We start from the raw sequence: 24,644 nt of genomic DNA, 5'->3' as shown, positions 1-24,644 counted from the left end.
TTTCGCTGTGGCGCGTCGCGCCGGACTATGCCGCGATATCCTCGGATCTGATCCGCTTGACGCCGGCCGCCGCCATGTCGGTCCATGCCTTGGCCAGCGAGCCCTGGGTGTCGATGCCGCGGCAGGCGTCCTCGACCACATAGGTTTCCAGTCCTGCCTTGCGGGCATCGAGCGCGGTCCAGGCGACGCAGAAATCGGTCGCCAGTCCGGCAACGAAGACGCGGGCGATGCCACGCGCCTGCAGATAGGCAGCGAGACCCGTGGTGGTCCTGCCATCGGCCTCGGTGAAAGCCGAATAGCTGTCGACCTCATTGTGAAAGCCCTTGCGGATGATGAGCTCGGCCTGTGGAATCACGAGATCCTTGGACAGCGCCGCTCCCTCGGTGCCTTGCACGCAATGGTCCGGCCACAGCACCTGCTTGCCATAAGCGAGGTCGACCAGTTCGAACGGCTTCTTTCCGGCGTGGCTGGAGGCGAATGAGACGTGCGCCGGCGTGTGCCAGTCCTGCGTCAGAACCACATTGCTGAAGGCCTTCGCGATCCGGTTGATGATCGGAACAACCTGCTCGCCGTCCTTTACGGCGAGGCTGCCGCCGGGCAGGAAACAATTCTGCACATCGATCACGAGCAGTGCCGATGTCTCGTCCGGCTTGATTGATGCCGCGGCCCAGCCGCGGGCGGGAAGCGCTGACATCAGCGCCGTGGCACCGAGACCGGCCAAAATCCCTCGTCTGTCCATATGACCTCCCTCCCCTGATTGAGCTGATGCCACCGCCGTCCTCTTCGACCGCGCGAAACGCGCAATGGCAAATCAGGCGCAAGCATCGGCGCTTGGTGCGCCGGCTCGAGGTTACCTCAGATTGCGGGCAGAGCTGGCAACAATTCGATCAGGGCCGGGCGGCGCGCTCAGCCCCTCGGCTGGATGCCATCCCGCACCGCGCGGAAGCGCGGGAACGCTGTTGACCATTGGTCTCGCGGAGCGCTGCCGATGATCCGCAGCGTGTTCGGGCCGCCGAAGCGCAACCATTGAACGACGGTGACCGGCGTGTTGTCCTTGCCGCTGACGGCGTCGACGCGGGTCTCATAGGCTGGCAGGCCGTCGATCCGAATGGGCTCCGACATCGTGATGCGAGCTTCGCGAACGCCGGGAATGGTCGTCGCGGCCTGCTGCGCGATACGGCCCCGGTCGCCGGCCTCCGGTGTTGCTCCGGCCACGAGCCCGATCACCACGAAGGGCGCCGCTTCAATGCCCTTGTCCTCTTCGCCGTCGGCGAGGAGCAGCGCGCCCGGTCCGAGCGTCCGCACCGTCTTGAAGCCGGAGAGCTCGGTCACCTTGAACGGCATGGTCGACAATTGCTCGTCCACCGGGACGTCCTTGCGGACCACGGCGGAGGCGAACATCTGGCGCACGGCGTCATCCGTGTAGATCTTGCTCGCCGTCTCCGGGACCTGCACCGCGACATAGCCGGAGAAGCCGGTGCCGGGCAGGATCATCGAGTAGCGCCGCACCGCGGTGGCGCCGTCGCGGCCGTTCTCGACTGTGTAGTAGGCCGTGCCTGCAGCGGTCTCGATGCTTTCCGGCTTGATGTTGCCGGTACCCCCGGGATTGGCCGTGAACGCATTCTTGACCTCGCCATAGGCCGCTGCCGGCAGCTCGGTCAGCAGCACCTTGACGCTCTGATCCTCGGTCTCGAAGCCGGGGAAGGTCTTGGCCTTGGTGAGGCCGACCAGGGGCGCAAGTCCGATCCGGACGCCCGGCGGAAAAATCGCGTCCGCAGCCGACACGGGGCCGAGCAGCGACAGCGAAACGACGGCCGCGGCGAGAAGTCGGGAGAACATCATGAAGAAGCAGCCTCGTTCACAAACCCAGGGCATGCGGCCGGCCGCAGCCCCCGTACGGTCGCCATAGGACGGCACGCCTTTTAGCGGGTTTGCCAAGCCAGCAACAGACCGATTGGCTGCGACCAGAAGTTCCGGTGCCGGCGACCGTCGCTCCGATTATGACTTCGCTAAGGATGATTCGACGCGGCCGCCGCGCCAGCTGATGTGGCGCCTTTGCGGCGGCGCTGCGGATCAGGCTCGGAAACGGGCGCGGCGCGATGCCAAGGTCCGGTTGAGATACCGCTGGGCTCCGCCGGCCGGCGCTTTCGCGCAGCGCGCAAAAATCCGCGGTTTTTCCGCGTGCCAGGGTCCTGTCCGGTCCTTGCGGGTCAGTCACCCCCTCCTATATGACGCTCATCGTCGCAATATCGCGAGCATTTGATCTGAGGGGGTTTTGGATGGGGGCGCCGTCAGGGCCCCACCCAACCTGCCGCAAAAAGAAGGATATGAGACCATGGGAAAGGTCATCGGGATCGATCTCGGCACCACGAATTCGTGCGTGGCCGTTATGGACGGCAAATCGTCGAAGGTCATCGAGAATGCCGAGGGCATGCGCACCACGCCGTCGATCGTCGCGTTCAGTGACGACGGCGAACGTCTGGTCGGTCAGCCGGCCAAGCGCCAGGCCGTGACCAACCCCGAGCGGACCTTCTTCGCGGTCAAGCGCCTGATCGGGCGCCGCTACGACGACCCGATGGTCGAGAAGGACAAGAAGCTCGTCCCCTACAAGATCGTCAAGGCCGGCAACGGCGACGCCTGGGTCGAGGCCGACGGCAAGACCTATTCGCCCTCGCAGGTCTCCGCCTTCATCCTGCAGAAGATGAAGGAGACCGCGGAAGCCCATCTCGGCCAGAAGGTCGATCAGGCCGTCATCACCGTCCCCGCTTATTTCAATGACGCCCAGCGCCAGGCCACCAAGGATGCCGGCAAGATCGCGGGCCTCGAGGTGTTGCGCATCATCAACGAGCCGACCGCGGCGGCGCTGGCCTACGGCCTCGACAAGACCAAGGCCGGTACGATTGCCGTGTACGACCTCGGCGGCGGCACCTTCGACGTCTCGATCCTCGAGATCGGCGACGGCGTGTTCGAGGTGAAGTCGACCAATGGCGACACCTTCCTCGGCGGTGAAGACTTCGACATGCGTCTGGTCAGCTACCTCGCCGACGAATTCCAGAAGGAGCAGGGCATCAACCTGCGCAACGACAAGCTCGCTCTGCAGCGCCTGAAGGAAGCTGCCGAGAAGGCGAAGATCGAGCTGTCGTCGACCACGCAGACCGAGATCAACCTGCCCTTCATCACCGCGGACCAGTCCGGTCCGAAGCATCTGACGATGAAGCTGACCCGCGCTAAGTTCGAGGCGCTGGTGGCCGACCTCGTCGAGAAGACCATCGAGCCGTGCCGCAAGGCGCTGAAGGATGCCGGCCTGACCGCCGGAGAGATCGGCGAAGTGGTGCTGGTCGGCGGCATGACCCGCATGCCGAAGATCCAGGAGATGGTGAAGCAGTTCTTCGGGAAGGAGCCGCACAAGGGCGTCAACCCCGACGAGGTGGTGGCGATCGGTGCGGCGATCCAGGCTGGCGTGCTGCAGGGCGACGTCAAGGACGTGCTGCTGCTCGACGTGACCCCGCTGTCGCTGGGCATCGAGACCTTGGGCGGCGTGTTCACGCGCATCATCGACCGCAACACCACGATCCCGACCAAGAAGAGCCAGGTGTTCTCGACCGCCGAGGACAATCAGAACGCGGTCACCATCCGGGTCTTCCAGGGTGAGCGCGAAATGGCGGCCGACAACAAGATGCTCGGTCAGTTCGACCTGATGGGCATTCCGCCGGCGCCGCGCGGCATGCCGCAGATCGAGGTGACTTTCGACATCGACGCCAACGGCATCGTCAACGTCTCGGCCAAGGACAAGGCCACCGGCAAGGAGCAGCAGATCCGCATCCAGGCCTCGGGCGGTCTGTCGGAGGCCGACATCGACAAGATGGTCAAGGACGCCGAGGCGAATGCCGCGGCGGACAAGAAACGCCGCGAGGCAGTCGACGCCAAGAACCATGCCGACGCGCTGGTGCACTCCACGGAGAAGGCACTGGCCGAGCATGGCTCGAAGGTCGCTGACACCGAGCGCCGCGCCATCGAGGACGCTGTCAGCGATCTGAAGGAAGCGCTGAAGGGCGACGATGCCGAGGCCATCAAGGCCAAGACCAACACCTTGGCCCAGGCGTCGATGAAGCTCGGCGAGGCCATGTACAAGCAGCAGGCCGAGAGCGACGCGGCCCGCGATGCCGCCAAGGATGACGTTGTCGACGCGGAGTTCACCGAGGTCGACGACGACAAGAAGAAATCTGCTTAAACGACGGTAGAGGCGACAGCCATGACCCCCACGCCAAAGAGCGCAGCCTGCGTCTCGTTGGATGGGGGTCATTTTCATTGAACTGGCGCGCGGCGATCGCGCGAGCCGTTCAGGTCTGACCATGTTCGGGCGGGTTTGATTGATGTCCACCAAGCGCTGCTATTACGAGACCCTGGAAGTCGAACGCGACGCCGACGAGACCAAGCTCAAGGCCGCCTTCCGCAAGCTGGCCATGAAATGGCATCCGGACAAGAATCCGGGCGATGCCTCCAGTGAAGTCAAATTCAAGGAAATCAACGAGGCCTATGAGGTGTTGCGCGACGCCGACAAGCGCGCCGCCTACGACCGCTATGGCCATGCCGCGTTCGAGCAGGGCGCCGGTGGCCCGCACGGCTTCGGCGCCGGCTTTGCGTCCTCGTTCTCCGATATTTTTGAAGACCTTTTCGGCATGGCCGGACAGCGCCGCGGCGGCACCGGTCGCGAGCGCGGCGCCGATCTCCGCTACAACATGGAGATCACCCTCGAAGAGGCCTTCCAGGGCAAGACGGCCCAGATCGAGATTCCGGTCTCGGTGACCTGCGAGTCCTGTTCCGGCACCGGCGCCAAGGCCGGCACCAAGCCGAAGACCTGCGCGATGTGCGGCGGCGCCGGCCGCGTGCGGCAGGCGCAGGGCTTCTTCACGCTGGAGCGCACCTGTCCCGGCTGTCACGGCCGCGGCCAGATGATCGAGGATCCCTGCCCGTCATGCTCCGGCTCCGGCCGGGTCACGCGTGATCGCACACTGTCGGTCAACATTCCGCAGGGCGTCGAGGACGGCACTCGAATCCGTCTCGCCGGCGAGGGCGAGGCGGGCTTGCGCGGTGGGCCGCCCGGCGACCTCTACATCTTCCTGTCGCTGTCCCAGCACGAATTCTTCCAGCGCGATGGCGCCGACCTGCATTGCCGGGTGCCGATCTCGATGGTGACCGCGGCGCTCGGCGGCGAGTTCGAGGTGCCGACGATCGACAAGGGCAAGACCAAGGTCAAGATTCCCGCCGGTGCGCAATCCGGGCGCCGGTTCCGGATCGCGTCCAAGGGCATGCCTGTGCTGCGCTCACGCCAGACCGGCGACATGTATGTCCAGATCGTCGTGGAGACGCCGCAGAACCTGACCAAGAAGCAGCAGGAGCTGCTGGCCGAGTTCGAGAAGCTGTCGTCCGGCGCAACCCAGCCTGAGGCCGCCGGCTTCTTCACCAAGGTCAAGGATTTCTTCGGCAAGGCGGCGAGCTGAGGCATGCCCTCACGCGACGCCGCGCTTGCGCGCGGGCGTCGTGTGACTTTGCTGCTCTGCACATGCAGAAAATTATCGAATGCATCTGTAAGAGGGCGGAGCGCGAGCCTTAATCGTGCGTTACGGTTCGGCTTGACCGCCCCGCCTGCGACCTATACGTCTTTGTGACTCTTTTCTGACATCGCCGTGAAAACGGTCCCGTCCGGTACTGAGATGCCCCTGCAAACGTCCGTGCGTGCGTCGAAAAAACCTCTTCGTCTCGACGATGAGGTGCGATTCCTCCGCTCATGGATCGAAAAGCCGCTGCACATGGGTGCCGTCATGCCGTCGGGTCGGCTGCTGGCCCGCACCATGGCGCAATATGTCGATCCTCATGGCACCGGACCGGTCATCGAACTCGGGCCGGGCACGGGCGCGATCACCAATGCGCTGGTTCAGCACGGCATCGACCAAAAGCGGCTTGTTCTGGTCGAATATAATCCGGGCTTCTGTGCGCTGCTGCGCGACCGCTATCCGCAGGCCAAGGTCGTTCAGGGCGATGCCTACCGGCTTCGCGACACGCTCTGGAACGTTCTGGGCATGCCGGCTTCGGCCGTCGTCTCCGGATTGCCGCTGGTCACCAAGCCGATGCTGACCCGCATGAAGCTGGTGCGCGATGCGTTCGCAGCGATGGCGCCCAACGCACCGTTCGTGCAGTTCACCTATTCGGTGGTGCCGCCGATCCCGAAGTCGCTGCCGGGTGTCACGACCGAAGCCTCCGAGCGGATCTGGATGAACCTTCCGCCCGCGCGCGTCTGGGTGTATCGCAAGCCCTGACCGGCAGCCGCGGCTCATCGTGGCGGGTCGCCGTCCGGCCGCACGATGTCCGCCCTGAAAATCCTGATCATCCCCGGCTCGACGCGAGCCGGCTCGCACAATGTCAAGCTCGCCGCCGTCGCCGCCTATCAGTTCGTGCAGGCCGGCGTTGACGTCACGCGTATCTCGCTGGCCGATTTCCCGCTGCCGATCTACGACGCCGACCAGGAGGCGAGATCGGGCGTGCCGCGCGAGGCAGTCAATCTGAAGCGCATGATCGCGGCCCATCACGGCGTGCTGCTGGTGACCCCCGAATACAACGCCTCGGTGCCGCCGCTGCTCAGCAATGCCATCGCCTGGCTGTCGCGCGTGGAGGAGCCGTCGGAAGCCCGTGGCCGGGTGTTCCGCACCCGCCCATTCGCGATCGCCGCGGCTTCCGAAAACCGCTTTGGTGGTGTCCGTGCGCTCGCCGCGTTGCGGCTGATGCTGACCGCCTGCGAAGCACAGGTGATCCCGAGCCAGCTCGCGCTGGCCTTCGCCGACAAGGCCTACAACGACATGGATCGGCTCCGGTTGCCGGCCGACATCGCCGCGCTCGATGCGCTGGTGCGGCAGCTGATCGATTTTGCGCAACATACGATGTGAGGTGACATGCCGACCGAGATTGCTCCGCGCGACCGTCTGATCGTGGCGCTCGACCTGCCGGGTGTGGCGGAGGCCGAAGCCATGATCGCCAGGCTCGGCGAGGCCGTGACGTTCTACAAGATCGGCATGGAGCTGACCTATGCCGGTGGCCTCGGGCTCGCCGAACGCCTCGCGGCCGGCGGCAAGCAGGTGTTCATGGATCTCAAGCTGCACGACATCCCGAACACCGTCGAACGCGCCACCCGCCAGATCGCCCGGCTCGGCGCCCGCTTCCTCACCGTGCACGGCTTTTCGCAGAGCATGACCGCCGCGCTCACCGGCGCCGCCGGCTCCAGCCTCGAGCTGCTCGCCGTCACCGTGATGACCTCCTATGACGACGCCGACCTCGCGGCGGCCGGCTACGCGATGGGCGTCAAGGAGCTGGTCGCCCGGCGCGCGGTGCAGGCCAAGCAGATCGGCATCCACGGCCTGATCCTGTCGCCTGAGGAGACCCAGCTGGTGCGCCCGCTGGTGGGCCCCGACATGCAGCTCGTGACCCCCGGGATTCGCCCGGCGGGATCAGACGTTGGCGATCAGAAGCGCATCATGACGCCGGCGCTGGCCATCGCCGGGGGGGCCGATCGTCTCGTCGTCGGCCGTCCGGTGACCGGCGCGGCCGACCCGGCGGCCGCCGCCGAAAGCATCGTCGCCGACATCGCCAGCGCCCTCGCGCTGGTCGGCAAGACCAATCGAACCTAAGCAGGACCGCCTCATAACAAGGAGACGACAGGGATGGCCAAGGCCTATTGGATCGCGCGGATCGACGTGCACAACATGGATGGCTACAAGCAATACGTCGCGCAGAACGGCGCGGTGTTCCATCAGTACGGTGCCAGGTTCCTGGTCCGCGGCGGCCAGTACGAGACCAAGGAAGGCACCTCGCGGTCGCGCAACGTCGTGATCGAGTTCAAGGACTATGAGACCGCGCTCGCGTGCTACAATTCACCGGAATACCAGCGCCTGGTCGCAATGCGATCGCCGCACTCGGAAGGCGATCTGGTCATCATCGAGGGCTATGACGGCCCGCAGCCCTGATCTGTTGCGCGGGAGCTAGGGCTGCTCCGCGCCTGGCTCGGTTGCCCGCGCTGTCAGCCCCGGCTATAGCCCTGACCCGGCGGAGGAACTGACATGTCGAAGATGCGCTTGATCGTTGCCGGGGCCGGCGGCCGCATGGGTCGCGCGCTGGTGCGTGCGATCGCTGACAGCGACGGCGCGGTGCTGGCGGGCGCGCTCGAAGCCCCGGGCTCGGAGCTGATCGGCAAGGATGCCGGCGTGCTCGCCGGCCTGCCCGCCAACGGCATCAAGCTGTCGGGCGACCTCTGGACCATGTCGGCCGAGGCCGACGGCATCCTCGACTTCACCGTGCCGGCGGCGACCATCGCCAATGTCGCCATCGCCGCCGAGCGCGGCCTTGCCCATGTCATCGGCACCACCGGCCTGTCGGCTTCCGACGATGCCGTGATCAAGAGCGTCACCAAGCGCGCCATCGTCGTGCAGTCCGGCAATATGAGCCTCGGCGTCAATCTGCTGTCGGCGCTGGTCAAGCAGGTCGCGAAATCGCTCGATGCCGGCTTCGACATCGAGATCCTCGAGATGCATCACAAGCACAAGGTCGATGCGCCCTCCGGCACCGCGCTGATGCTCGGCCGCGCCGCCGCCGAGGGCCGCGGCATCGCGCTCGATCAGCATTCCGCGCGTGGCCGCGACGGCATCACCGGCGAGCGCCGCTCTGGCGACATCGGCTTCGCCTCGCTGCGCGGCGGCACCGCGGCCGGCGATCACAGCGTCATCTTCGCCGGTCCCTCGGAGCGGCTGGTGCTGTCGCACCAGGCCGAGGACCGCATGATCTTCGCCCATGGCGCACTGAAGGCGGCGCTGTGGGCGCATGGCAAGCCGCCGGGCTACTACACGATGGACGATGTGCTCGGCCTCAAGGACCTGTTCTAATCAAACCAAGTGGATCAGTGAGCAATGAGCGAACGTCTCCTGGTGCTGGTGCGCCACGGCCAGAGCGAATGGAATTTGAAGAACCTGTTCACGGGCTGGAAGGATCCGGACCTGACCGAGCAGGGCGTCAGCGAAGCCAAGGAGGCCGGCCGCAAGCTCAAGGCCCAAGGCCTGACCTTCGATGTCGCCTTCACCTCCGAGCTGACCCGCGCCCAGCACACGCTGAAGCTGATCCTGGATGAGCTCGGCCAGCCCGGCCTGCCGACCAGCCGGAATCTCGCGCTCAACGAGCGCGATTATGGCGATCTCTCCGGCCTCAACAAGGACGACGCCCGCGCCAAATGGGGCGAGGAGCAGGTCCATGTCTGGCGCCGCTCCTACGACGTCCCGCCGCCCGGCGGCGAAAGCCTCAAGGACACGCTGGCCCGCGCGCTGCCTTATTACGTCCAGGAGATCCTCCCCGGCGTCCTCCGCGGCCAGCGCACTCTGGTCGCCGCCCACGGCAACTCGCTCCGCGCCTTGATCATGGTGCTGGAGAAGCTCACGCCCGAAGGCATCCTGAAGCGCGAACTCGCCACTGGCGTGCCGATCATCTACCGGCTGAAGGCGGATTCGACGGTGGAGTCGAAGCTGGACCTGGCGGGCTGATCGAACACGCTGGCTCGAGCGAGCTAATTAGCTCGTCATGCCCGGGCTCGACCCGGGCATCCATCCCCCTCAACTGATAGCTTCCAGGAAACGTGGATGGCCGGGTCAAGCCCGGCCATGGCGTTTGGTGCTGAGGTCCTACCCCAGCCCGACCTGACCCGCCTCCCAGCCGATCATGGCCTGCTTCCGCGTCAGACCCCAGTGATAGCCGGTCAGCGCGCCTGACTTGCCCAGCGCGCGGTGGCACGGCACGACGAACGAGATCGGGTTCTTGCCCACAGCCGCGCCGACGGCGCGGGAGGCTTTTGGTGCCTCCAGCCGTGTCGCGATGTCCGAGTAGCAGACGGCGCGGCCCATCGGGATCTTGAGCAGGGTCTCCCAGACGCGGACTTCGAAATCGGTGCCGATCAGGACGACGCGCAAGGGTTGGTCGGGGCGCCAGAGGGTCTTGTCGAAGATGCGCTGGGCGAGGGCGGCGGTGCCCGGGACGTCCTCGATATAGGTGGCGCGGGGCCAGCGGCTCTTCATGTCTGAGAGTGCGGAGGCCTCGTCGCCGGGGTCGGCGAAGGCGAGGCCGGCAAGGCCGCGCGAGGTCGCCATCACCAGCGCCATGCCGAACGGGCAGGGGTGGAAGCCGTAGCGGAGCGTGGTGCCGGCGCCGCCGGTCTTCCATTCGCCGGGCGACATCGCTTCATGGGTGACGAACAGGTCGTGCAGGCGGCCAGGGCCTGACAGGCCGGAGTCGAGCGCGGCGTCGAGCACGCTGGCCGAGCCCTTCAACAGGCCCTTGGCGTGGTCGAGCGTCAGCGCCTGCATGAACGCCTTCGGCGTCAGCCCGGCCCAGCGCCGGAACAAATGGTGCAGCTCGTCCGGGGTCAGGCTGGCGGCGTCGGCCATGTCCTCGATGGCCGGCTGCCGGCGCCAGTGCTCGGAGATGAAGGCGATCGCGCGGCGCACCGCATCATAGTCGCGCAGGTCAGCCGATTGGTGCGGGCCCGGCTTGGCCAGGGCGGAATCGTGAATGGCGAGGGTCATCATGGGCTCGGATGTAAGGCCGCCGGGGAGGGGACTCCACCCGATTTCTGATCGGGAGGCCATAGGCTGACGCGGGCGGCCCCCGCTGGCGCAGCGATCTCCGTCCACCTCTCCCGGAGGGAGAGGTGGACGGCATCGTCAGATGCCATCCGGGTGAGGGGCTCAGGTGGGAGTGGTCGTGTGGAGAGACCCCCTCACCCGGCGCTGCGCGCCGACCTCTCCCCGGAGGGGAGAGGTGAACGGAGCTCGGGGCTGTGGGCGCGTTCCCTCGAAACAGGATCGTCTTACAGCGGATTATACACCGGCCCCCGCTTGGCCGCCTGCAGCCCGGCCGTCAGCGCCTTCGCGAAGCTCGCCTTTTCCTCCGGGCCCAGGAAGCTCGCGATGGCGACTCGCTGGCCGCGGGCGACGAGGTAGAGGTTCTCGATGCCGAACTCCTCGTGGCTGACCTGGTCGAGCCGCACCCAGAGCGGGTTGAAGCGCCACTCCATGACGTGGCCCTTGTGGCTGACGCGGCGCAGGCGCAGCTCGGTCAGGGTGATCGAGACCTCCTCATAGGCGCGGGCGCGGCGGAAATTGACCTTGAAGGCCCAGTAGATCGCGAGCGCGTCCAGGCCGAAGAAGCCGAACACCGGCCAGGCGCCCATCAGCAGCGAGGCGACGCCGCCGATGAAGCTGATCGCGCAGACCACGACCATCAGCACCACGAAGCCGGTGCGGTTCAGCGACCGGTGCGGCGTCAGCCGTGCCGCGAACAGCTCCGGATCCGCGCTGCTAGTCTCCTGAGACGCAAAAGCATTGCCTGGCATCATGGGGCCTCAGTATACCCGGATCATGGCCAAAATCACCCGCCCCCAACGCGCCAAGCCGGCGCCGGTTCGCAGCCCCGCCAAGAAGGCCGCCAAGACTGCTTTGAAGGCCGCGGCCAAGACGGCGTCCAAGGCAGCCGCCAAAAAGTCCGCCAAAGCGCGGACCAAGGCTGCGAACAACGCCGCGAAGGCCACCCCCGCCCGAGCGGTTAACAAAGCGTTGAAGGCGGCCAAGCCGTGGACGCCGGCCGAGATCCGCGAGGCCTTCAGCCGCTTCGCGGCGTCCAACCCGGAGCCGAAGGGCGAGCTCGAGCATCTCAACCCCTACACCTTGCTGGTCGCCGTGGTGCTCTCGGCGCAGGCGACCGATGCCGGCGTCAACAAGGCGACCCGGGCGCTGTTTCAGGTCGCCGACACGCCGCAGAAGATGATCGCGCTCGGCGAGGAGCAGTTGCGCGACTACATCAAGACCATCGGCCTCTACCGCACCAAGGCCAAGAACGTGATCGCGCTGTCGGAGAAGCTGATCAGCGAGTTCGGCGGCGAGGTGCCGCGCACCCGCGCCGAGCTGGAGTCGCTGCCCGGCGCCGGCCGCAAGACCGCGAATGTCGTGTTGAACATGGCGTTCGGCGAGCACACGATGGCGGTCGACACCCATGTGTTCCGGGTCGGCAACCGCACCGGCCTGGCACCCGGCAAGACCCCGCTCGAGGTCGAGCTCGGGCTGGAGCAGGTGATTCCGGCGGAGTTCATGCTGCACGCCCATCACTGGTTGATCTTGCACGGCCGCTACACGTGTCTGGCGCGCAAGCCGCGCTGCGAGCTCTGCCTGATCAAGGACCTCTGCCGCTGGCCCGAGAAGACCGCCTGATACGTTATGCGTGACGAACGGTTGCACGCGAGAACGCGTTTGACAGTCACTATTGCGTCACGCGGCGACGCCGTCTCACCATGGCCGGGCCACATCGGCGCCCGCATTGGACATAAGATGAAACCCGTTATCCGGGCGATGTGAGTGGCGCGTGAGGATTCCCGCGTTCTCGGACTTTTGCTGCGCCGGGACGTGGGAAGGATCAGACGCATGGACCATACCGCCGCCCTCATGTCGCTTGCGACCGCGGTGCCGCCGCATCAGTTCCGCCAGAACGAGGTGACGGAGGCGGCGCGCGTGGTGCTGTCGCCGCGCTTCCCGCAGTTCGAGACGATGGCGAGCCTGTTCGCCAACACCGGCATCCGGCAGCGTTACGGCGTCAAGCCGATCGAATGGTACATGGAGCGGCGCGGCTGGCCGGAGCGCACGGAAGCCTATCTCCAAGGCGCCGAGGCGCTGTTCATTGACGCGACGACCAAGGCCCTGGCGCAGGCCGATCTCAAGGCTGACGAGATCGACACCATCGTCAGCGTGAGCTCGACCGGCATCGCCACGCCGACGCTGGAGGCGCGCGTCGCCGGCCGCATGGGCTTCCGCTCCGACGTCTCGCGCGTGCCGGTGTTCGGGCTCGGCTGCGCCGGCGGCGTGTCGGGCCTGTCGATCGCGGCGCGGCTGGCGCAGGCGCGGCCCGGCACCAACGTGCTGTTTGTGACCTTCGAATTGTGCACCCTCGCAGTGCGCCACGATGAGCTGACGAAAGCCAACATCGTCGCGCTCAGCCTGTTCGGCGATGGCGCTGCGGCCGCGATCCTGCGCGCGGGCGACGGCGGCGCGACGCGTGTCGAGGCGACCGGTGAGAAGCTGTGGCCGGACACGCTCGACATCATGGGCTGGAGCGTCGATCCGGAAGGCTTTGGCGTGATCTTCCAGCGCACGATTCCGGACTTCGTCACCGAGAATATGGGCCCTGCGGTCAACGAGATCCTCGGCGGCATGAAGCTCGCTTCGTCGGACGTCGACCGCTTCGTCTGCCATCCTGGCGGTGCCAAGGTGATCACGGCGCTGGAGCGCGCGCTGTCGCTCGGCCAGGGCACGCTGGATCATGAACGCGAGATCATCGCCGACTATGGTAACATGTCGGCGCCGACGGTGCTGTTCGTGCTGGAACGTGCCCGCGCCCGCGGGCTGCCGCCGCGCTCGGTGCTGACGGCGCTCGGACCTGGCTTCACCGCAAGCTGCGTTTCACTGAGGCACGCCGCATGACCTTTGCAGCCTTCATCCTCGCGCTCGTCACGATGCAACGGCTCGGCGAGCTCGTGCTCGCCCGCCATAACACACGCCGGCTCCGCGCCATGGGCGCGGTCGAGGTCGGCGCGGATCATTATCCGCTGATGATCACGATGCATACGGCCTGGCTGGTGTCGCTGTGGCTGCTCGGCACCGACCAGGAGGTCGATCCCTGGCTGCTGTCGGGTTTCGTGCTGCTGCAGGGGCTGCGCTGGTGGGTGCTGGCGACGCTCGGCCCGCGCTGGACGACCCGCATCATCATCCTGCCCGGCGCGCCGCTGGTGACGGATGGACCCTATCGCTACATCTCCCATCCGAACTATCTGGTGGTCGCCGCGGAAATCGCCTTGCTGCCGCTGGCGCTGCATCTGCCGCTGATCGCGCTGATCTTCTCCGGCCTGAATGCGGCCGTCCTCGTCATCCGCATCCGCGCCGAATCGGAGGCGCTGTCGGGCATCAGCCGCAGCCAGACCGCATGAGCGCACCGGCGACGCCGCAGGAGACACCAGGCCTCGCCATCTGGCTCGGCTTCATCCTGATGTGCGTCGGCATGTTCATGGCGATCCTGGACATCCAGGTGGTGGCGACCTCGCTGCCGACGATCCAGGAGGCGCTCGGCATCACGCCGGACGCGATGAGCTGGGTCCAGACCGCGTATCTGATCGCCGAGATCATCGCCATTCCGCTGACCGGCCTGCTCACCTCCGCGTCTTCAGCCTGCGCTGGCTGTTCGTCGGCGCCGTCAGCATCTTCACGGCGGCCTCGCTCGGCTGCGCGATGAGCGGCAGCTTCCACATGCTGCTGGCGTTCCGCGTGCTGCAGGGCTTCTTCGGCGGCCTGTTGATCCCGGTCGTGTTCTCGGCGGTGTTCCTGCTGTTTCCGGCGCGGCTGCATGCGGTCGCAACCACGATCGGCGGTGTGGTCGCCGTGCTCGCGCCGACCATCGGCCCTGTCGTCGGCGGCTTCATCACCAACACCTGGTCGTGGCCCTGGCTGTTCCTGATCAACATCGTGCCGGGCATCATCGCCGCCTTGATGACGCCGAGCTTGCTGCCGAAGCAGCGGATGAATCTCGTCGAGCTCGACAAGCTCGACCTGCTGGCGCTGATGCTGCTCGCGGTGTCCCTGGCGAGCCTTGAACTCGGACTGAAGGAGGCCCCCAAGGGCGGCTGGCTCTCGTCGAATTGCATCGCGCTGCTGGTGCTGAGCGGGTCCTGTCTGACCCTGCTGATCCAGCGGCTGCTGGCCTCGCCGCATCCGATCCTGCGGCTCGGCAGCTTTCAGCGCCGCTCGTTCACGCTCGGCTGCCTGTCGAGCTTCTGTCTCGGCATCGGCCTGTTCGGCTCGGTCTATCTGATGCCGGTGTTCCTCGCCTTCGTGCGCCAGCACGATGCGTTCGAGATCGGCAAGATCATGCTGGTGACCGGCGTGGCGCAACTGATCGCGGCGCCGCTGGTGACCGCGCTGGACGGCAAGGTCGATGCCCGGCTGCTGACCTCGTTCGGCTTCGCGCTGTTCAGCGCCGGTCTTGCCGCCAGCGCGTTCCAGCCTGCCAGTGCGGACTATCAGGAGATGTTCTGGCCGCAGGTGGTGCGCGGCGTCGGCATCATGTTCTGCCTGTTGCCGCCGACGCGGATCGCGCTCGGCGATCTGCCGCAGGCCGAGGTCGCCGACGCCAGCGGCCTGTTCAACCTGATGCGCAATCTCGGCGGAGCGATCGGCATCGCGCTGATCGACACCATCATCTATGGCCGCGTCGGGCTGCATGCCCAGGCGTTGCGTGACCGGCTGATGGCCGGCGACACCACGGCCGCCAAGGCGATCGGATTGGCGCCGGAGCTGTTGCGCAACCGGCCGCGCGGCGTCTCCGAGGAGGCCGCGATCGCCTATGTCAGACCGCTGGTGGAGAAGGCCTCGCTGGCGCTGTGCGTCAACGAGGCCTGGGCGCTGCTGGCCGGCGTCGCGCTGCTCGGCTTCATTCTCATTCCCTTTGCCCGCAACAGGACCGAGAGCCCGGCGCCGCGGCGGCTGGCCCTAGAGGCTGCGCAGCCGGCGCTCCGGCGACGGCTCGATCAGCTCGGGCCGCGGTCCGGATAGGCGCTTGTGCAGGTGGACCATGAAGGCCATGCCGAACAGCGGCGTCGCCAGGTTCACGATCGGGATGGTCACAAAGGCAGCGATGATCAGGCCCGCTGTGAATACGGTGACGGCATTGTCGCGCCGCATCGCCTTGGCCTCCGCGGGGGAGCGGAAGCGCATCGCGGCGAGCTCGAAATATTCGCGGCCGAGCAGCCAGGCGGTGGCGAGAAAGAAGATCACGAAGCCGGCGCCGGCCAGGAACACGAACGGCAGGGCGACCAGATAGACCAGGATCGTGAGGCCCGCCGCCTTCAGGCCTTCGATGATGGCGACGCCGAACGGCAGCGCGACGCCCGGGCGCTCGGCCGGATAGTGCTCGCGCTCGACCAGATCGGCAACGTCATCGACAAAGAGGCTCGCGATCAGCGAGGTGATTGCAGGCATCAGCATGATGCCGCCGAACACCACGCCGAAGCCGGCCGCGATCGAGATGATCCAGGTCAGCACCTCCAGCGTCCCATGGGAGTTCGGGCCGAGCATGGATTCGGCCCAGCCCTCGCCGGCGGTGGCGAGCCAGCTCAACAGCCGCTGCAGCCCGATCGCCAGCACCGTGACCAGCACCAGCGCCAAGCCGATCGAGCGCCACAGGATCGAGCGCATCGGCGGCGACAGAATCTGCGAAATCGCCTTGACGGCGGCATCGATCATGGCGGTGGAACCTCTCTGTCAGACACGCGAGAGACGTAGACATGCCAGCGGGCTTCGGCAAGCCCGGCATCCCCACCGCTCGCAACTGCGCCAAAAATGCTTCCATCGTCATTGCGAGCGCAGTGTTTAGCCCGGGGACATGGCTGACGGGTGTTCGGGGACATGGTTGACACGTCAAAATCGGCTCGATTCGTCAAACAAGGGGGCGAGCGATGCCGTGGCGAGAGGTGTCTGTCATGGATCAGCGACGAGAGTTTGTGATGCTTGCCAAGCAGGAGGGAGTAAACCGGCGGCAGCTGTGTCGGCAGTTCGGCATCAGCCCCCAGACCGGCTACAAGTGGATCCAGCGGGATGATGCTGGCGATACGACGCTGGCGGACCGATCGCGGCGGCCGCATCGGAGTCCGGAGCGCACGGCGGCTGCGACTGAGCAGCAGATTGTCGCGCTGCGCGATGCTCACCCGGCCTGGGGCGCGCGCAAGCTCGCACGTCGTCTCGAGCGCGATGGGCAAGCTGTCCCGGCGATATCCACCGTGCACTCCATCCTGCGCCGTTACGATCGCGTGAGCGAGCCTGCAGGCACGCCCGGGCAGCCCTACACGCGCTTCGAGAAGGATGCGCCCAATCAGCTTTGGCAGATGGACTTCAAGGGGCACAGCGCGCTGGAGAACGGCGTGTCCTGTCATCCGCTGACGGCGTTGGACGACCACTCGCGCTTCTCCTTGTGCCTGGCCGCCTGTGACAACGAACGAGGCTCTACGGTACAAGGCCATTTGGAGACGACGTTCCGCCGCTACGGACTGCCGGATGCGATGTTCGTCGACAATGGCGGCCCCTGGGGCTTCACCCTTGAAGACCCCTGGACCACGCTGACGGTGTGGCTTCTGAAGCTCGGCGTCCGAACGATCCACAGCCGGCCCTACCATCCTCAGAGCCGGGGCAAGAACGAACGCTTCCACCGCACCTTGAAGGCCGAGGTCTTTGCCCTCAAGCGCTATCGCGACCTGATCGACGTCCAGCGGGCGTTCGACGACTGGCGGGCCGTCTACAATCTCGACCGGCCGCACGAGGCGTTGGACTTCGATGTGCCCGCAAGCCGCTATCGACCCAGCCAGCGCACGATGCTGGATCGCCTTCCGACGGTGGAATACGACGATGGCGAGATCGTCCGTTCGGTATCCACCACCAAGGCCTATGTCAGTTTCAAGGGACGGCTCTGGAAAGTCCCGCAAGCCTTTCGCGGTGAGCGGCTCGCTATTCGTCCGCTCAGTTCCGACGGAAAATTCGGAATTTTCTTTGCCGCGCATCAGATCGCAGCGATCGATTTGCGCTGCCCGAAAAGTGTCAACTATGTCTCCGAACAGGTGTAAGCTATGTCCCCGGTCTGAACAGCAGCGAAGCAATCCAGAGTCCCGCCCCGACACCCTGGATTGCTTCGCTGCGCTCGCAATGACGGAGGATCGACTGTACGTCGCCTCAGAGCTTCGTCGCCCGCAGCCGCAGCGCGTTGCCGACCACGCTCACCGACGACAGCGACATGGCGGCTGCGGCGATGATCGGCGACAGCAGGATGCCGAACACCGGATAGAGAATGCCGGCGGCGATCGGAATGCCCGCGGCGTTGTAGATGAAGGCGAAGAACAGGTTCTGGCGGATGTTGCGCATGACCGCCGCCGACAGTTTGCGCGCCCGCGCGATGCCGCCGAGATCGCCCTGCAGCAGCGTGATGCCGGCGCTCTCCATCGCCACGTCGGTGCCGGTGCCCATGGCGATGCCGACATCGGCCGCGGCGAGCGCCGGTGCATCGTTGACGCCGTCGCCGGCCATCGCCACCACCTTGCCGCTGGCGCGCAGCCGCGCGACCACGGCGCTCTTCTGCTCGGGCAGCACCTCGGCCTCGACCTCGGTGATGCCGATTTTTCGCGCGACCGCAGTCGCCGTGGTGCGGTTGTCGCCGGTCAGCATGATCACCTTGATGCCGTCGGCGGCGAGCGCCTTCAGCGCCTCGGGCGTCGAGGCCTTCACCGGATCGGCGATCGCGAACAGCGCGGCCGGCTTGCCGTCGACGGCCATCGTGATGACGGTGGCGCCCTCGCTGCGCAGCCGCTTGCTCTCGACGCCGAGCGTGTCGGTGATGATGCCGAGCGAGGCCAGATAGGTCGCGTTGCCGAGCACCACCGATTTGCCGTCGACCTCGCCGCGCGCGCCCTTGCCGGTCGGCGCGTCGAAGTTCTTCACCTCGGCGAGCCTGACGTTGCGCTCGGCGGCGTGACGGACAATCGCCTCGGCGAGCGGATGCTCGCTGGCGCGCTCGACGCTGGCGGCGAGGCGCAGCGCCTCTGTCTCGTCGATGCCATCAGCGGTGACGATCGCCGTCACCTTCGGCTTGCCCTCGGTCAGCGTGCCGGTCTTGTCGACGACCAGCGTGTCGACCTTCTCCATGCGCTCCAGCGCCTCGGCGCTCTTGATCAGCACGCCGGCCTGGGCGCCACGGCCGACGCCGACCATGATCGACATCGGCGTCGCCAGGCCCAGCGCACAGGGGCAGGCGATGATCAGCACGCTGACGGCGGCGACAAGGCCGAAAGCGAAGCGCGGCTCGGGACCGAAGGCGTACCACGCGACGAACGCCGCGATGGCCGCCGCGATCACGGTCGGCACGAACCAGCCCGCGACCTGGTCGGCGAGGCGCTGGATCGGCGCGCGCGAGCGCTGCGCGTCGGCGACCATCTGCACGATCTGCGACAGCAGGGTCTCGCGGCCGACCTTGTTGGCGCGCATCACGAAGCTGCCGGTCTGGTTCAGCGTGCCGGCGATCACGCGCTCGCCCTGGTCCCTGGTGACCGGCATCGACTCGCCTGTTACCAGCGACTCATCGAGCGAGGAACGGCCTTCGAGGATGATGCCGTCGACCGGCACCTTCTCGCCCGGACGCACGCGCAGCCGGTCGCCGACCGCGAGCGCGGCGATCTCTACCTCATGATCGTTGCCGTCAGCATCGAGCCGTCGCGCCGTCTTCGGCGCCAGCTGCAACAGCGCCTTGATCGCGCCCGACGTCGCCTCGCGCGCGCGCAATTCCAGCAATTGGCCCAGCAGCACGAGGATGGTGATGACGGAGGCGGCTTCGAAATACGCCGCCACCGCGCCGCCATGGCCGCGGAACGCCGGCGGAAAGGCCTGCGGCGCCAGCGTGGCGATCACGCTGTAGCCATAGGCGACCGATGTCCCCATCGCGATCAGCGTGAACATGTTGAGATTGCGGGTCCGGACCGATTGCCAGCCACGCACGAAGAACGGCCAGCCGGCCCACAGCACCACCGGCGTCGCCAGCGCGAACTGGATCCAGTTCGACAGCACGGGATCGATCAGGCCGTGGCCGCCGACGATGTGACCGCCCATCTCGAGCACCACCACAGGGGCAGCGAGCACCGCGCCGATCCAGAACCGCTTCGTCATGTCGGCGAGCTCGGGATTGGGCGCATCGTCGAGGCTGATGACATCCGGCTCCAGCGCCATGCCGCAGATCGGGCAGGTGCCCGGGCCTTCCTGGCGGATCTCCGGATGCATCGGGCAGGTGTAGATCGTGCCCGCCGGCATGTCCGGCGGCGGCTCGCGTCTGTCCAGGTACTTCGTAGGATCGGCGGAAAATTTGCTGCGGCAGCCGGCAGAGCAGAAATGGAAGGTGTGGCCTTGATGATCGAAGCGATGCTTCGAGGTCGCGGGATCGACGCTCATGCCGCAGACGGGATCGATGGCTTTGGCCGCGTCGGGCTGATGCGCATGGTGATCGTGGCCATCGCAGCACGACCCGGCAGTCGCAACGGGCGCGAGATATTTTGCGGGATCGGCGGCAAATTTGGTGCGGCAGCCGGCCGAGCAGAAATGAAAGGTCTGGCCCTGGTGTTCGAAGCGGTGCTTCGACGTCGCCGGATCAACCGACATGCCGCAGACCGGATCTTTCACCTTGGCGGGCAGCGGCGTCGTGTGGTCATGACCGCCACAGCAGCCGCCCGCATCGCTCTCGGCGGCCGAACCGGCACGATCGCTGCAACACGCCTCGGCAGCCGTCTCGCTCTGTCTGGTTTCGACCGTGCTTGCGCGCGGTCCGCAGCCGCATCCAGCGGATTGACCTGCTGCGACAGCTTGCCCGTGTTCGGTTTCCGACATCAGCCCAGCCTCTTGAAACCTATACCCTGTAGGGGTATATAGAACTCATGCGCGAGGACATCAAGACATCCTGTCAGAAACGTTTGAGCCGGATCGAAGGGCAGGTCAGGGGCCTGTCGAAGATGGTCGAGGACAACCGCTACTGCATCGACATCGTGACCCAGATCTCCGCCGTGCGCGCGGCGTTGCGCCGCGTCGAGGAGGAGATCCTGCGCGATCATGTCGCGCACTGCGTCGAGCACGCGATTGCCTCGGGTGACAGAGCGGATCAGCGCCAGAAGATCGCGGAGTTGATGGACGTGATCTGCCGATCGGACCGCTGACGGTCTCAGTTGATTGATAGGGCTGCGAGCCACGACCTCGGTTCACCTCGCCCCGCTGGCGGGGAGAGGTCGGATGGCATCGTCAGATGCCATCCAGGTGAGGGGAGCTCTCCTGCACGGTCGGTGGGCGTGGCTGCCCCCATCCGTCTCAGCGCGAACTCATACGGCGGCCTTGCGCCGTCGCGCGGCCGCCCGCGGCGCCGTCGTTCGCACCGGCTCGGCGACGAGAAAATGCTCGTTGATCACGAGCCGCTCACCGAGCTTCTCGATCGTCACTTCCTGAGCCGCAACCGGCTCCGCCGCTTCTTGGTCAGCCGCTTCAGGAACGAGCGGCGGCGCCTGGACGGCTCCTGGAAACACGGCGAACTCGCCCGCTACCTCCGCGAGCGGCTTCTGCTTGTCGGCCCAATGGAGCGTCGTGTAGTCGAACCCGTTGACGATGGTCGGCTTGACGATCTCGAAATAGGGCGAGATGTCGAAGTCGCGTGGCATGTACAGCGATGAATCGCGGATGTGCAGGATCTCGCGCTTGGCCCGCCTGGACGGCGCCCGCGTGATCTTGGGCAGGATCGGATAACGCACTGCGTCGAAGGCCTGCGCGATCAGCGCCGAGCAGATCATCTTGGTCGGATCGCCCGAGCCCAGCGCGATCATGCGCCGCCGCCAGCGTTGCGGGATCGGCATCGGGATCAGGTAACGCATCAGGTCGACGATGTTCTTGGTGTCGTAGCCGAAGCCGATGCGATTGATGGCATAGCGGCAGACCGTGTGGCGGTCCTCGAACGTGAGGCCGACCGGCCGGCAGACGCGGGTGTGATAATCGAAATATTTCGACAGCGGCGCCGAGATCACGCCGTCGCCGACATAGGCTTCCACCAGCACATGCGGTTCGCCGTCCGGCTCGACGGCACCGTCGATGGGGCCGACATAAAGCGCGGCATGCGACCAGGTCGATTGCGTGAGGTATTTGATGATGCCGGAGATGCGGCTGTTGCCCTCGACCAGCAGCACGTCGCCGGGCTGCATGTCCTTGCGAAGGTACTCCGGATCGCTCGGCGTGAACGGCTCATAACCCGGTATCTCCTTCTGGAGATAGGCGGCAATCAGCTTGCCGATCTGATCGAGCACGATACCCATGACGCTCCCCGCGACCTTGAGTGGCCGCCTGCTTCTTCCCTTCGCCCATGATGGTCGATTGCGGTTGCAATTTGGTTCATAGTCGAAGCGTAGCCAAGAACCGCCAGTTTACCATCCTTGTTGCCGCAGCGCGGCGAATGCTGCAAAACTTGACGTGAATTCATTTCGTTCAAGCTTTCGGAAACCATGTCATGAGCTTCACGCGCCGCGGCTTCCTCTCCGCTTCCACGGCGCTGGCCGCATTGCCCCTGGTCGGCCGCAGCGCGCGGGCTGCTGTTCCGCGCGAAGCTGACATTGTCGTGATCGGCGCCGGCGCGGCCGGCATCGCCGCCGCACGCCGCATCGTCGCGGCCAACCGCAAGGTCGTCCTGATCGAGGCGTCCTCGCAGATCGGTGGCCGCTGCAGCACGGATCTCGCGACGTTCGGCGTCCCGTTCGACCGCGGCGCGCGCTGGCTGCTCAACGCCGACAGCAACCCGATCGGCAAGCTCGCGCGCGGCGTCGGGCTCGACGTGGTGGCGGCGCCGGTCGGCCAGAAGATCCGGGTCGGCCGCCGCAATGCGCGGCCCGGCGAGACCGAGCAGTTTCTCGCCGGCCTGGTGCGCGCCAACCGCGCCATCGACGAGGCTTCGCGCGGCAAGCTCGACACCTCTTGCGCCGCGGCGTTGCCGAAGGATCTCGGCGACTGGACGAACACCACTGCTTTCGTTCTCGGCGCCAGCGCGACCGGCAAGGATCTCGCTGATCTCTCCGCCATGGACAAGGCGCGGGCCCAGGACCGTAGCGCGCCGCTGGCCTGTCGCCAGGGCCTGGGCACACTGGTCAGCAAGCTCGGCGAGGCGCTGCCGGTGTCGTTGTCGACTCCGGCGACCCGCATCGTGTGGGGCAACCGCGACGTCGCGGTGGAAACACCGGCAGGCCGCATCGCCACGCGCGCGGTCATTCTCACAGTGTCGACCAACGTGCTGGCATCCGGTGCGATCAAATTCGCGCCGGAGGTGCCGAAGCGACAGCTCGACGCCGCCGCGAAGCTCAGCCTCGGCAGCATGGATCACATCGCGCTGATGCTCACGGGAAATCCGCTCGGCCTCTCCCGCGACGAGGTGATCATCGAGCAGAGCAACTCGAACCGGACCGGCCTGCTGCTCGCCAATATCGGCGGGTCGTCGCTGTGCACCATCGACGTTGCCGGGGCGTTCGGCCGTGACCTGTCAGCTCAGGGCGAGGCGGCGATGGCCGCCTTCGCCAAAGACTGGATCGGCAAGCTGTTCGGCAGCGAAGCCGCCGCGGCCGTGAAGTCGACGGTGGCCACGCGCTGGAACCAGGTGTCCGGCGTGCTCGGCGCGATGTCGGCTGCGGCGCCCGGCAGCCAGGGGGCCCGCAAGATCCTCGCAGAGCCGCTCGGCCCGCTCTTTCTCGCCGGCGAGGCCACGCATGAGACGCTGTGGGGCACGGTCGATGGCGCCTGGGACTCCGGCGAGCGCGCCGCCGAAGCGGCGTTGCGCCGGATCGGTGCGCTGAAGGATCCTGAGCCGGAACAGGCGAGCGAACGCCAGCGCGGCCGTCGCCGCAAGCTGCGCTCGGCCTCGCCCGAGGATTGACGTCGGAGCGGCGCGCCAAGCTACAAACTGGCTACGCGTCTCGTGAAGCTGGCCTGGCCATTTACCGAAGAGCGCGTCAACGCCTACACCGGCAGCTTCAGCTCCATCAGGTCCTTCGCGACGACGATGCGGCCGGAGTAGTTCTTCTTCACGTCGCGTGTCCAATCCTCGTCGGTCACTTCGGGATCGTCGCCAGGGACGAAATGGCTGAGCACCAGCGCCTTGACACCAGCGGCGGCGGCGATGCGTCCGACGTCCTCCGTGGTCGTGTGGCTCTCCAGCAGATGTTTCTTCAAGGTCGCGCCGTTCTTGGTCTTGATCACCAGACGATCAACGGCTGGGACGTAGAGGCACTCGTGCACGAGCACGTCGGCGCCCCTCGCGAACTCGGCGAGCTTCGGGTTGTAGGCGGTGTCGCTGGAGAACACGATGGTGCCGTCAGGTGTCTCGAATTTGTAGGCGAAATTGTCGGTGATCGGCGGATGCGGCGTGCGGAACGCCGTCACCGTCACATCCGCGGTCTTCACCACGACGCCATCCGCATCGATGTCCCTGGCGATCAGCAGCGGCCGCGGATCCGGGCGGCCTTCGTCGTCGATCCGGGTGTCGACGTCGAACTTGTTGGTTTCCCAGAAGCTCCGGGTCATGGCCTCCAGGCCTTTCGGCCCGAACGACTGGATCGGCGTCGACAGACCTGCCGCCCAGGCATTGTAGAACAAGTTGCCGTATTCGAGATTGTGATCGGAGTGGTGGTGACTGATCAGGATGTACTTCACCGACGGGATCGGCACGCCGGCATTGACGAGCTGGCGGCTGATGCCCATGCCGCAATCGATCACGAACGGCGTGCCGTTGACCACGACGAGATTGGCCGGATTTGACGCGCCGATTCCGACGCGTGGTCCACCCTTGGTGCCGAGGAAGACGATGCGGGTGCCGGTCCTCGCACCCTGCGCGAAGACGGAGCGCGTCGCCACGGCTCCGGCCGTACCCATGGCGAGCGACAGCATCGTGCGGCGATTGATCATGGCATCCTCCCGGTTCGTCTCATT

Annotated in this window: 22 protein-coding genes and 1 pseudogene; 15 read left to right on the top strand and 8 right to left on the bottom strand. The window is 66.3% G+C overall.

All coding sequences use genetic code 11. The features are described 5' to 3' along the window. Window positions 1-25: 25 nt before the first annotated feature. Together pncA and ACVIJ6_RS10630 are read right to left on the bottom strand one after the other, a co-directional pair. The gene (pncA, locus tag ACVIJ6_RS10635; RefSeq protein ID WP_456772673.1) at window positions 26-739 is read right to left on the bottom strand and encodes a bifunctional nicotinamidase/pyrazinamidase; all 714 of its coding nucleotides are present in this window, start codon (window positions 737-739) and stop codon (window positions 26-28) included. A gap of 167 nt (window positions 740-906) precedes the next feature. Continuing rightward, on the bottom strand, window positions 907-1,842 hold the full coding sequence (locus tag ACVIJ6_RS10630; RefSeq protein WP_456772672.1) for a hypothetical protein: 936 nt from the start codon (window positions 1,840-1,842) through the stop codon (window positions 907-909). A 493-nt stretch (window positions 1,843-2,335) separates the two neighbouring features. Between ACVIJ6_RS10630 and dnaK the strand changes: the two genes are divergently transcribed. The 8 genes from dnaK to ACVIJ6_RS10590 all read left to right on the top strand — a co-directional run bounded on the left by dnaK (window position 2,336) and on the right by ACVIJ6_RS10590 (window position 9,575). Next, entirely contained in the window at window positions 2,336-4,231 is a 1,896-nt protein-coding gene (dnaK, locus tag ACVIJ6_RS10625) for a molecular chaperone DnaK (RefSeq protein WP_012040546.1), read from the top strand. Window positions 4,232-4,373: 142 nt separating this feature from the next. Further along, a complete protein-coding gene (dnaJ, locus tag ACVIJ6_RS10620; RefSeq protein WP_012040547.1) occupies window positions 4,374-5,501 on the top strand; it encodes a molecular chaperone DnaJ in 1,128 nt (375 codons plus the stop codon). Window positions 5,502-5,714: 213 nt separating this feature from the next. After that, window positions 5,715-6,317, top strand: a complete 603-nt coding sequence (locus tag ACVIJ6_RS10615; RefSeq protein ID WP_012040548.1) for a class I SAM-dependent methyltransferase — start codon at window positions 5,715-5,717, stop codon at window positions 6,315-6,317. Between the two features lie 45 nt (window positions 6,318-6,362). Then, window positions 6,363-6,941 (top strand): NADPH-dependent FMN reductase, encoded by a 579-nt coding sequence (locus ACVIJ6_RS10610; RefSeq protein ID WP_456772671.1) that lies wholly within the window; start codon window positions 6,363-6,365, stop codon window positions 6,939-6,941. A 6-nt stretch (window positions 6,942-6,947) separates the two neighbouring features. Further along, window positions 6,948-7,679 carry an orotidine-5'-phosphate decarboxylase gene (gene pyrF, locus ACVIJ6_RS10605; RefSeq protein ID WP_456772670.1) on the top strand — a complete coding sequence of 244 codons (732 nt, stop codon included), beginning with the start codon at window positions 6,948-6,950 and terminating at the stop codon, window positions 7,677-7,679. Window positions 7,680-7,712: 33 nt separating this feature from the next. Continuing rightward, window positions 7,713-8,015: a DUF1330 domain-containing protein gene (locus ACVIJ6_RS10600; RefSeq protein WP_456772669.1), complete on the top strand. Its 303-nt coding sequence runs from the start codon at window positions 7,713-7,715 to the stop codon at window positions 8,013-8,015. A 93-nt stretch (window positions 8,016-8,108) separates the two neighbouring features. After that, window positions 8,109-8,927 (top strand): 4-hydroxy-tetrahydrodipicolinate reductase, encoded by an 819-nt coding sequence (gene dapB / locus ACVIJ6_RS10595; RefSeq protein WP_456772668.1) that lies wholly within the window; start codon window positions 8,109-8,111, stop codon window positions 8,925-8,927. Between the two features lie 24 nt (window positions 8,928-8,951). Then, window positions 8,952-9,575: a 2,3-bisphosphoglycerate-dependent phosphoglycerate mutase gene (locus tag ACVIJ6_RS10590; RefSeq protein WP_250172964.1), complete on the top strand. Its 624-nt coding sequence runs from the start codon at window positions 8,952-8,954 to the stop codon at window positions 9,573-9,575. Window positions 9,576-9,713: 138 nt separating this feature from the next. Here ACVIJ6_RS10590 and ACVIJ6_RS10585 read toward each other — a convergent pair whose 3' ends face one another. Together ACVIJ6_RS10585 and ACVIJ6_RS10580 are read right to left on the bottom strand one after the other, a co-directional pair. Next, window positions 9,714-10,613 (bottom strand): methylated-DNA--[protein]-cysteine S-methyltransferase, encoded by a 900-nt coding sequence (locus ACVIJ6_RS10585; RefSeq protein WP_456772667.1) that lies wholly within the window; start codon window positions 10,611-10,613, stop codon window positions 9,714-9,716. A gap of 281 nt (window positions 10,614-10,894) precedes the next feature. Further along, window positions 10,895-11,422 carry a DUF2244 domain-containing protein gene (locus ACVIJ6_RS10580; RefSeq protein ID WP_456772666.1) on the bottom strand — a complete coding sequence of 176 codons (528 nt, stop codon included), beginning with the start codon at window positions 11,420-11,422 and terminating at the stop codon, window positions 10,895-10,897. 22 nt (window positions 11,423-11,444) lie between these two features. Here ACVIJ6_RS10580 and nth point away from each other — a divergent pair, with 22 nt between their 5' ends. The 4 genes and pseudogenes from nth (at window position 11,445) to ACVIJ6_RS10560 (ending at window position 15,674) form a co-directional block, all read left to right on the top strand. Then, the gene (nth, locus tag ACVIJ6_RS10575) at window positions 11,445-12,290 is read left to right on the top strand and encodes an endonuclease III (RefSeq protein WP_456772665.1); all 846 of its coding nucleotides are present in this window, start codon (window positions 11,445-11,447) and stop codon (window positions 12,288-12,290) included. A gap of 210 nt (window positions 12,291-12,500) precedes the next feature. Further along, a complete protein-coding gene (locus ACVIJ6_RS10570) occupies window positions 12,501-13,553 on the top strand; it encodes a type III polyketide synthase (protein ID WP_456772664.1) in 1,053 nt (350 codons plus the stop codon). Further along, window positions 13,550-14,056, top strand: coding sequence for an isoprenylcysteine carboxyl methyltransferase family protein (locus tag ACVIJ6_RS10565; protein ID WP_456772663.1), 507 nt, complete (start codon window positions 13,550-13,552; stop codon window positions 14,054-14,056). Before ACVIJ6_RS10570 ends, ACVIJ6_RS10565 begins: the two co-directional genes overlap by 4 nt. Beyond that, window positions 14,053-15,674 (top strand): annotated as a pseudogene (locus ACVIJ6_RS10560) (DHA2 family efflux MFS transporter permease subunit). The gene ACVIJ6_RS10565 and the pseudogene ACVIJ6_RS10560 overlap by 4 nt, the downstream one beginning before the upstream one ends. Here the strand turns inward: ACVIJ6_RS10560 and ACVIJ6_RS10555 are convergent. Then, entirely contained in the window at window positions 15,612-16,364 is a 753-nt protein-coding gene (locus ACVIJ6_RS10555; protein ID WP_456772662.1) for a sulfate transporter family protein, read from the bottom strand. The pseudogene ACVIJ6_RS10560 and the gene ACVIJ6_RS10555 overlap by 63 nt on opposite strands. 212 nt (window positions 16,365-16,576) lie before the next feature. Between ACVIJ6_RS10555 and ACVIJ6_RS10550 the strand changes: the two genes are divergently transcribed. Next, window positions 16,577-17,734 (top strand): IS481 family transposase, encoded by a 1,158-nt coding sequence (locus tag ACVIJ6_RS10550; protein WP_456771077.1) that lies wholly within the window; start codon window positions 16,577-16,579, stop codon window positions 17,732-17,734. Between the two features lie 106 nt (window positions 17,735-17,840). On the opposite strand, the gene ACVIJ6_RS10545 is transcribed toward ACVIJ6_RS10550, so the two are convergent. Beyond that, complete coding sequence (locus ACVIJ6_RS10545; RefSeq protein WP_456772661.1) at window positions 17,841-20,306, bottom strand: heavy metal translocating P-type ATPase; 2,466 nt, start codon at window positions 20,304-20,306, stop codon at window positions 17,841-17,843. A gap of 272 nt (window positions 20,307-20,578) precedes the next feature. On the opposite strand from ACVIJ6_RS10545, the gene ACVIJ6_RS10540 reads away from it, so the two are divergent. After that, window positions 20,579-20,854, top strand: coding sequence for a metal-sensitive transcriptional regulator (locus ACVIJ6_RS10540; protein ID WP_456772660.1), 276 nt, complete (start codon window positions 20,579-20,581; stop codon window positions 20,852-20,854). Window positions 20,855-21,013: 159 nt separating this feature from the next. Here ACVIJ6_RS10540 and ACVIJ6_RS10535 read toward each other — a convergent pair whose 3' ends face one another. Further along, on the bottom strand, window positions 21,014-21,991 hold the full coding sequence (locus ACVIJ6_RS10535) for a YiiX/YebB-like N1pC/P60 family cysteine hydrolase (RefSeq protein WP_456772659.1): 978 nt from the start codon (window positions 21,989-21,991) through the stop codon (window positions 21,014-21,016). 191 nt (window positions 21,992-22,182) lie between these two features. On the opposite strand from ACVIJ6_RS10535, the gene ACVIJ6_RS10530 reads away from it, so the two are divergent. Continuing rightward, a complete protein-coding gene (locus ACVIJ6_RS10530; protein WP_456772658.1) occupies window positions 22,183-23,592 on the top strand; it encodes a flavin monoamine oxidase family protein in 1,410 nt (469 codons plus the stop codon). 83 nt (window positions 23,593-23,675) lie between these two features. On the opposite strand, the gene ACVIJ6_RS10525 is transcribed toward ACVIJ6_RS10530, so the two are convergent. Next, window positions 23,676-24,620 (bottom strand): MBL fold metallo-hydrolase, encoded by a 945-nt coding sequence (locus ACVIJ6_RS10525; protein ID WP_456772657.1) that lies wholly within the window; start codon window positions 24,618-24,620, stop codon window positions 23,676-23,678. Between the last annotated feature and the right edge of the window lie 24 nt (window positions 24,621-24,644).

The sequence above is a fragment of the Bradyrhizobium sp. USDA 4369 genome (genome assembly GCF_054056435.1).
The sequence above is the reverse complement of the archived record's forward strand: the minus strand, read 5'-3'. Positions and strand labels throughout refer to the sequence as shown.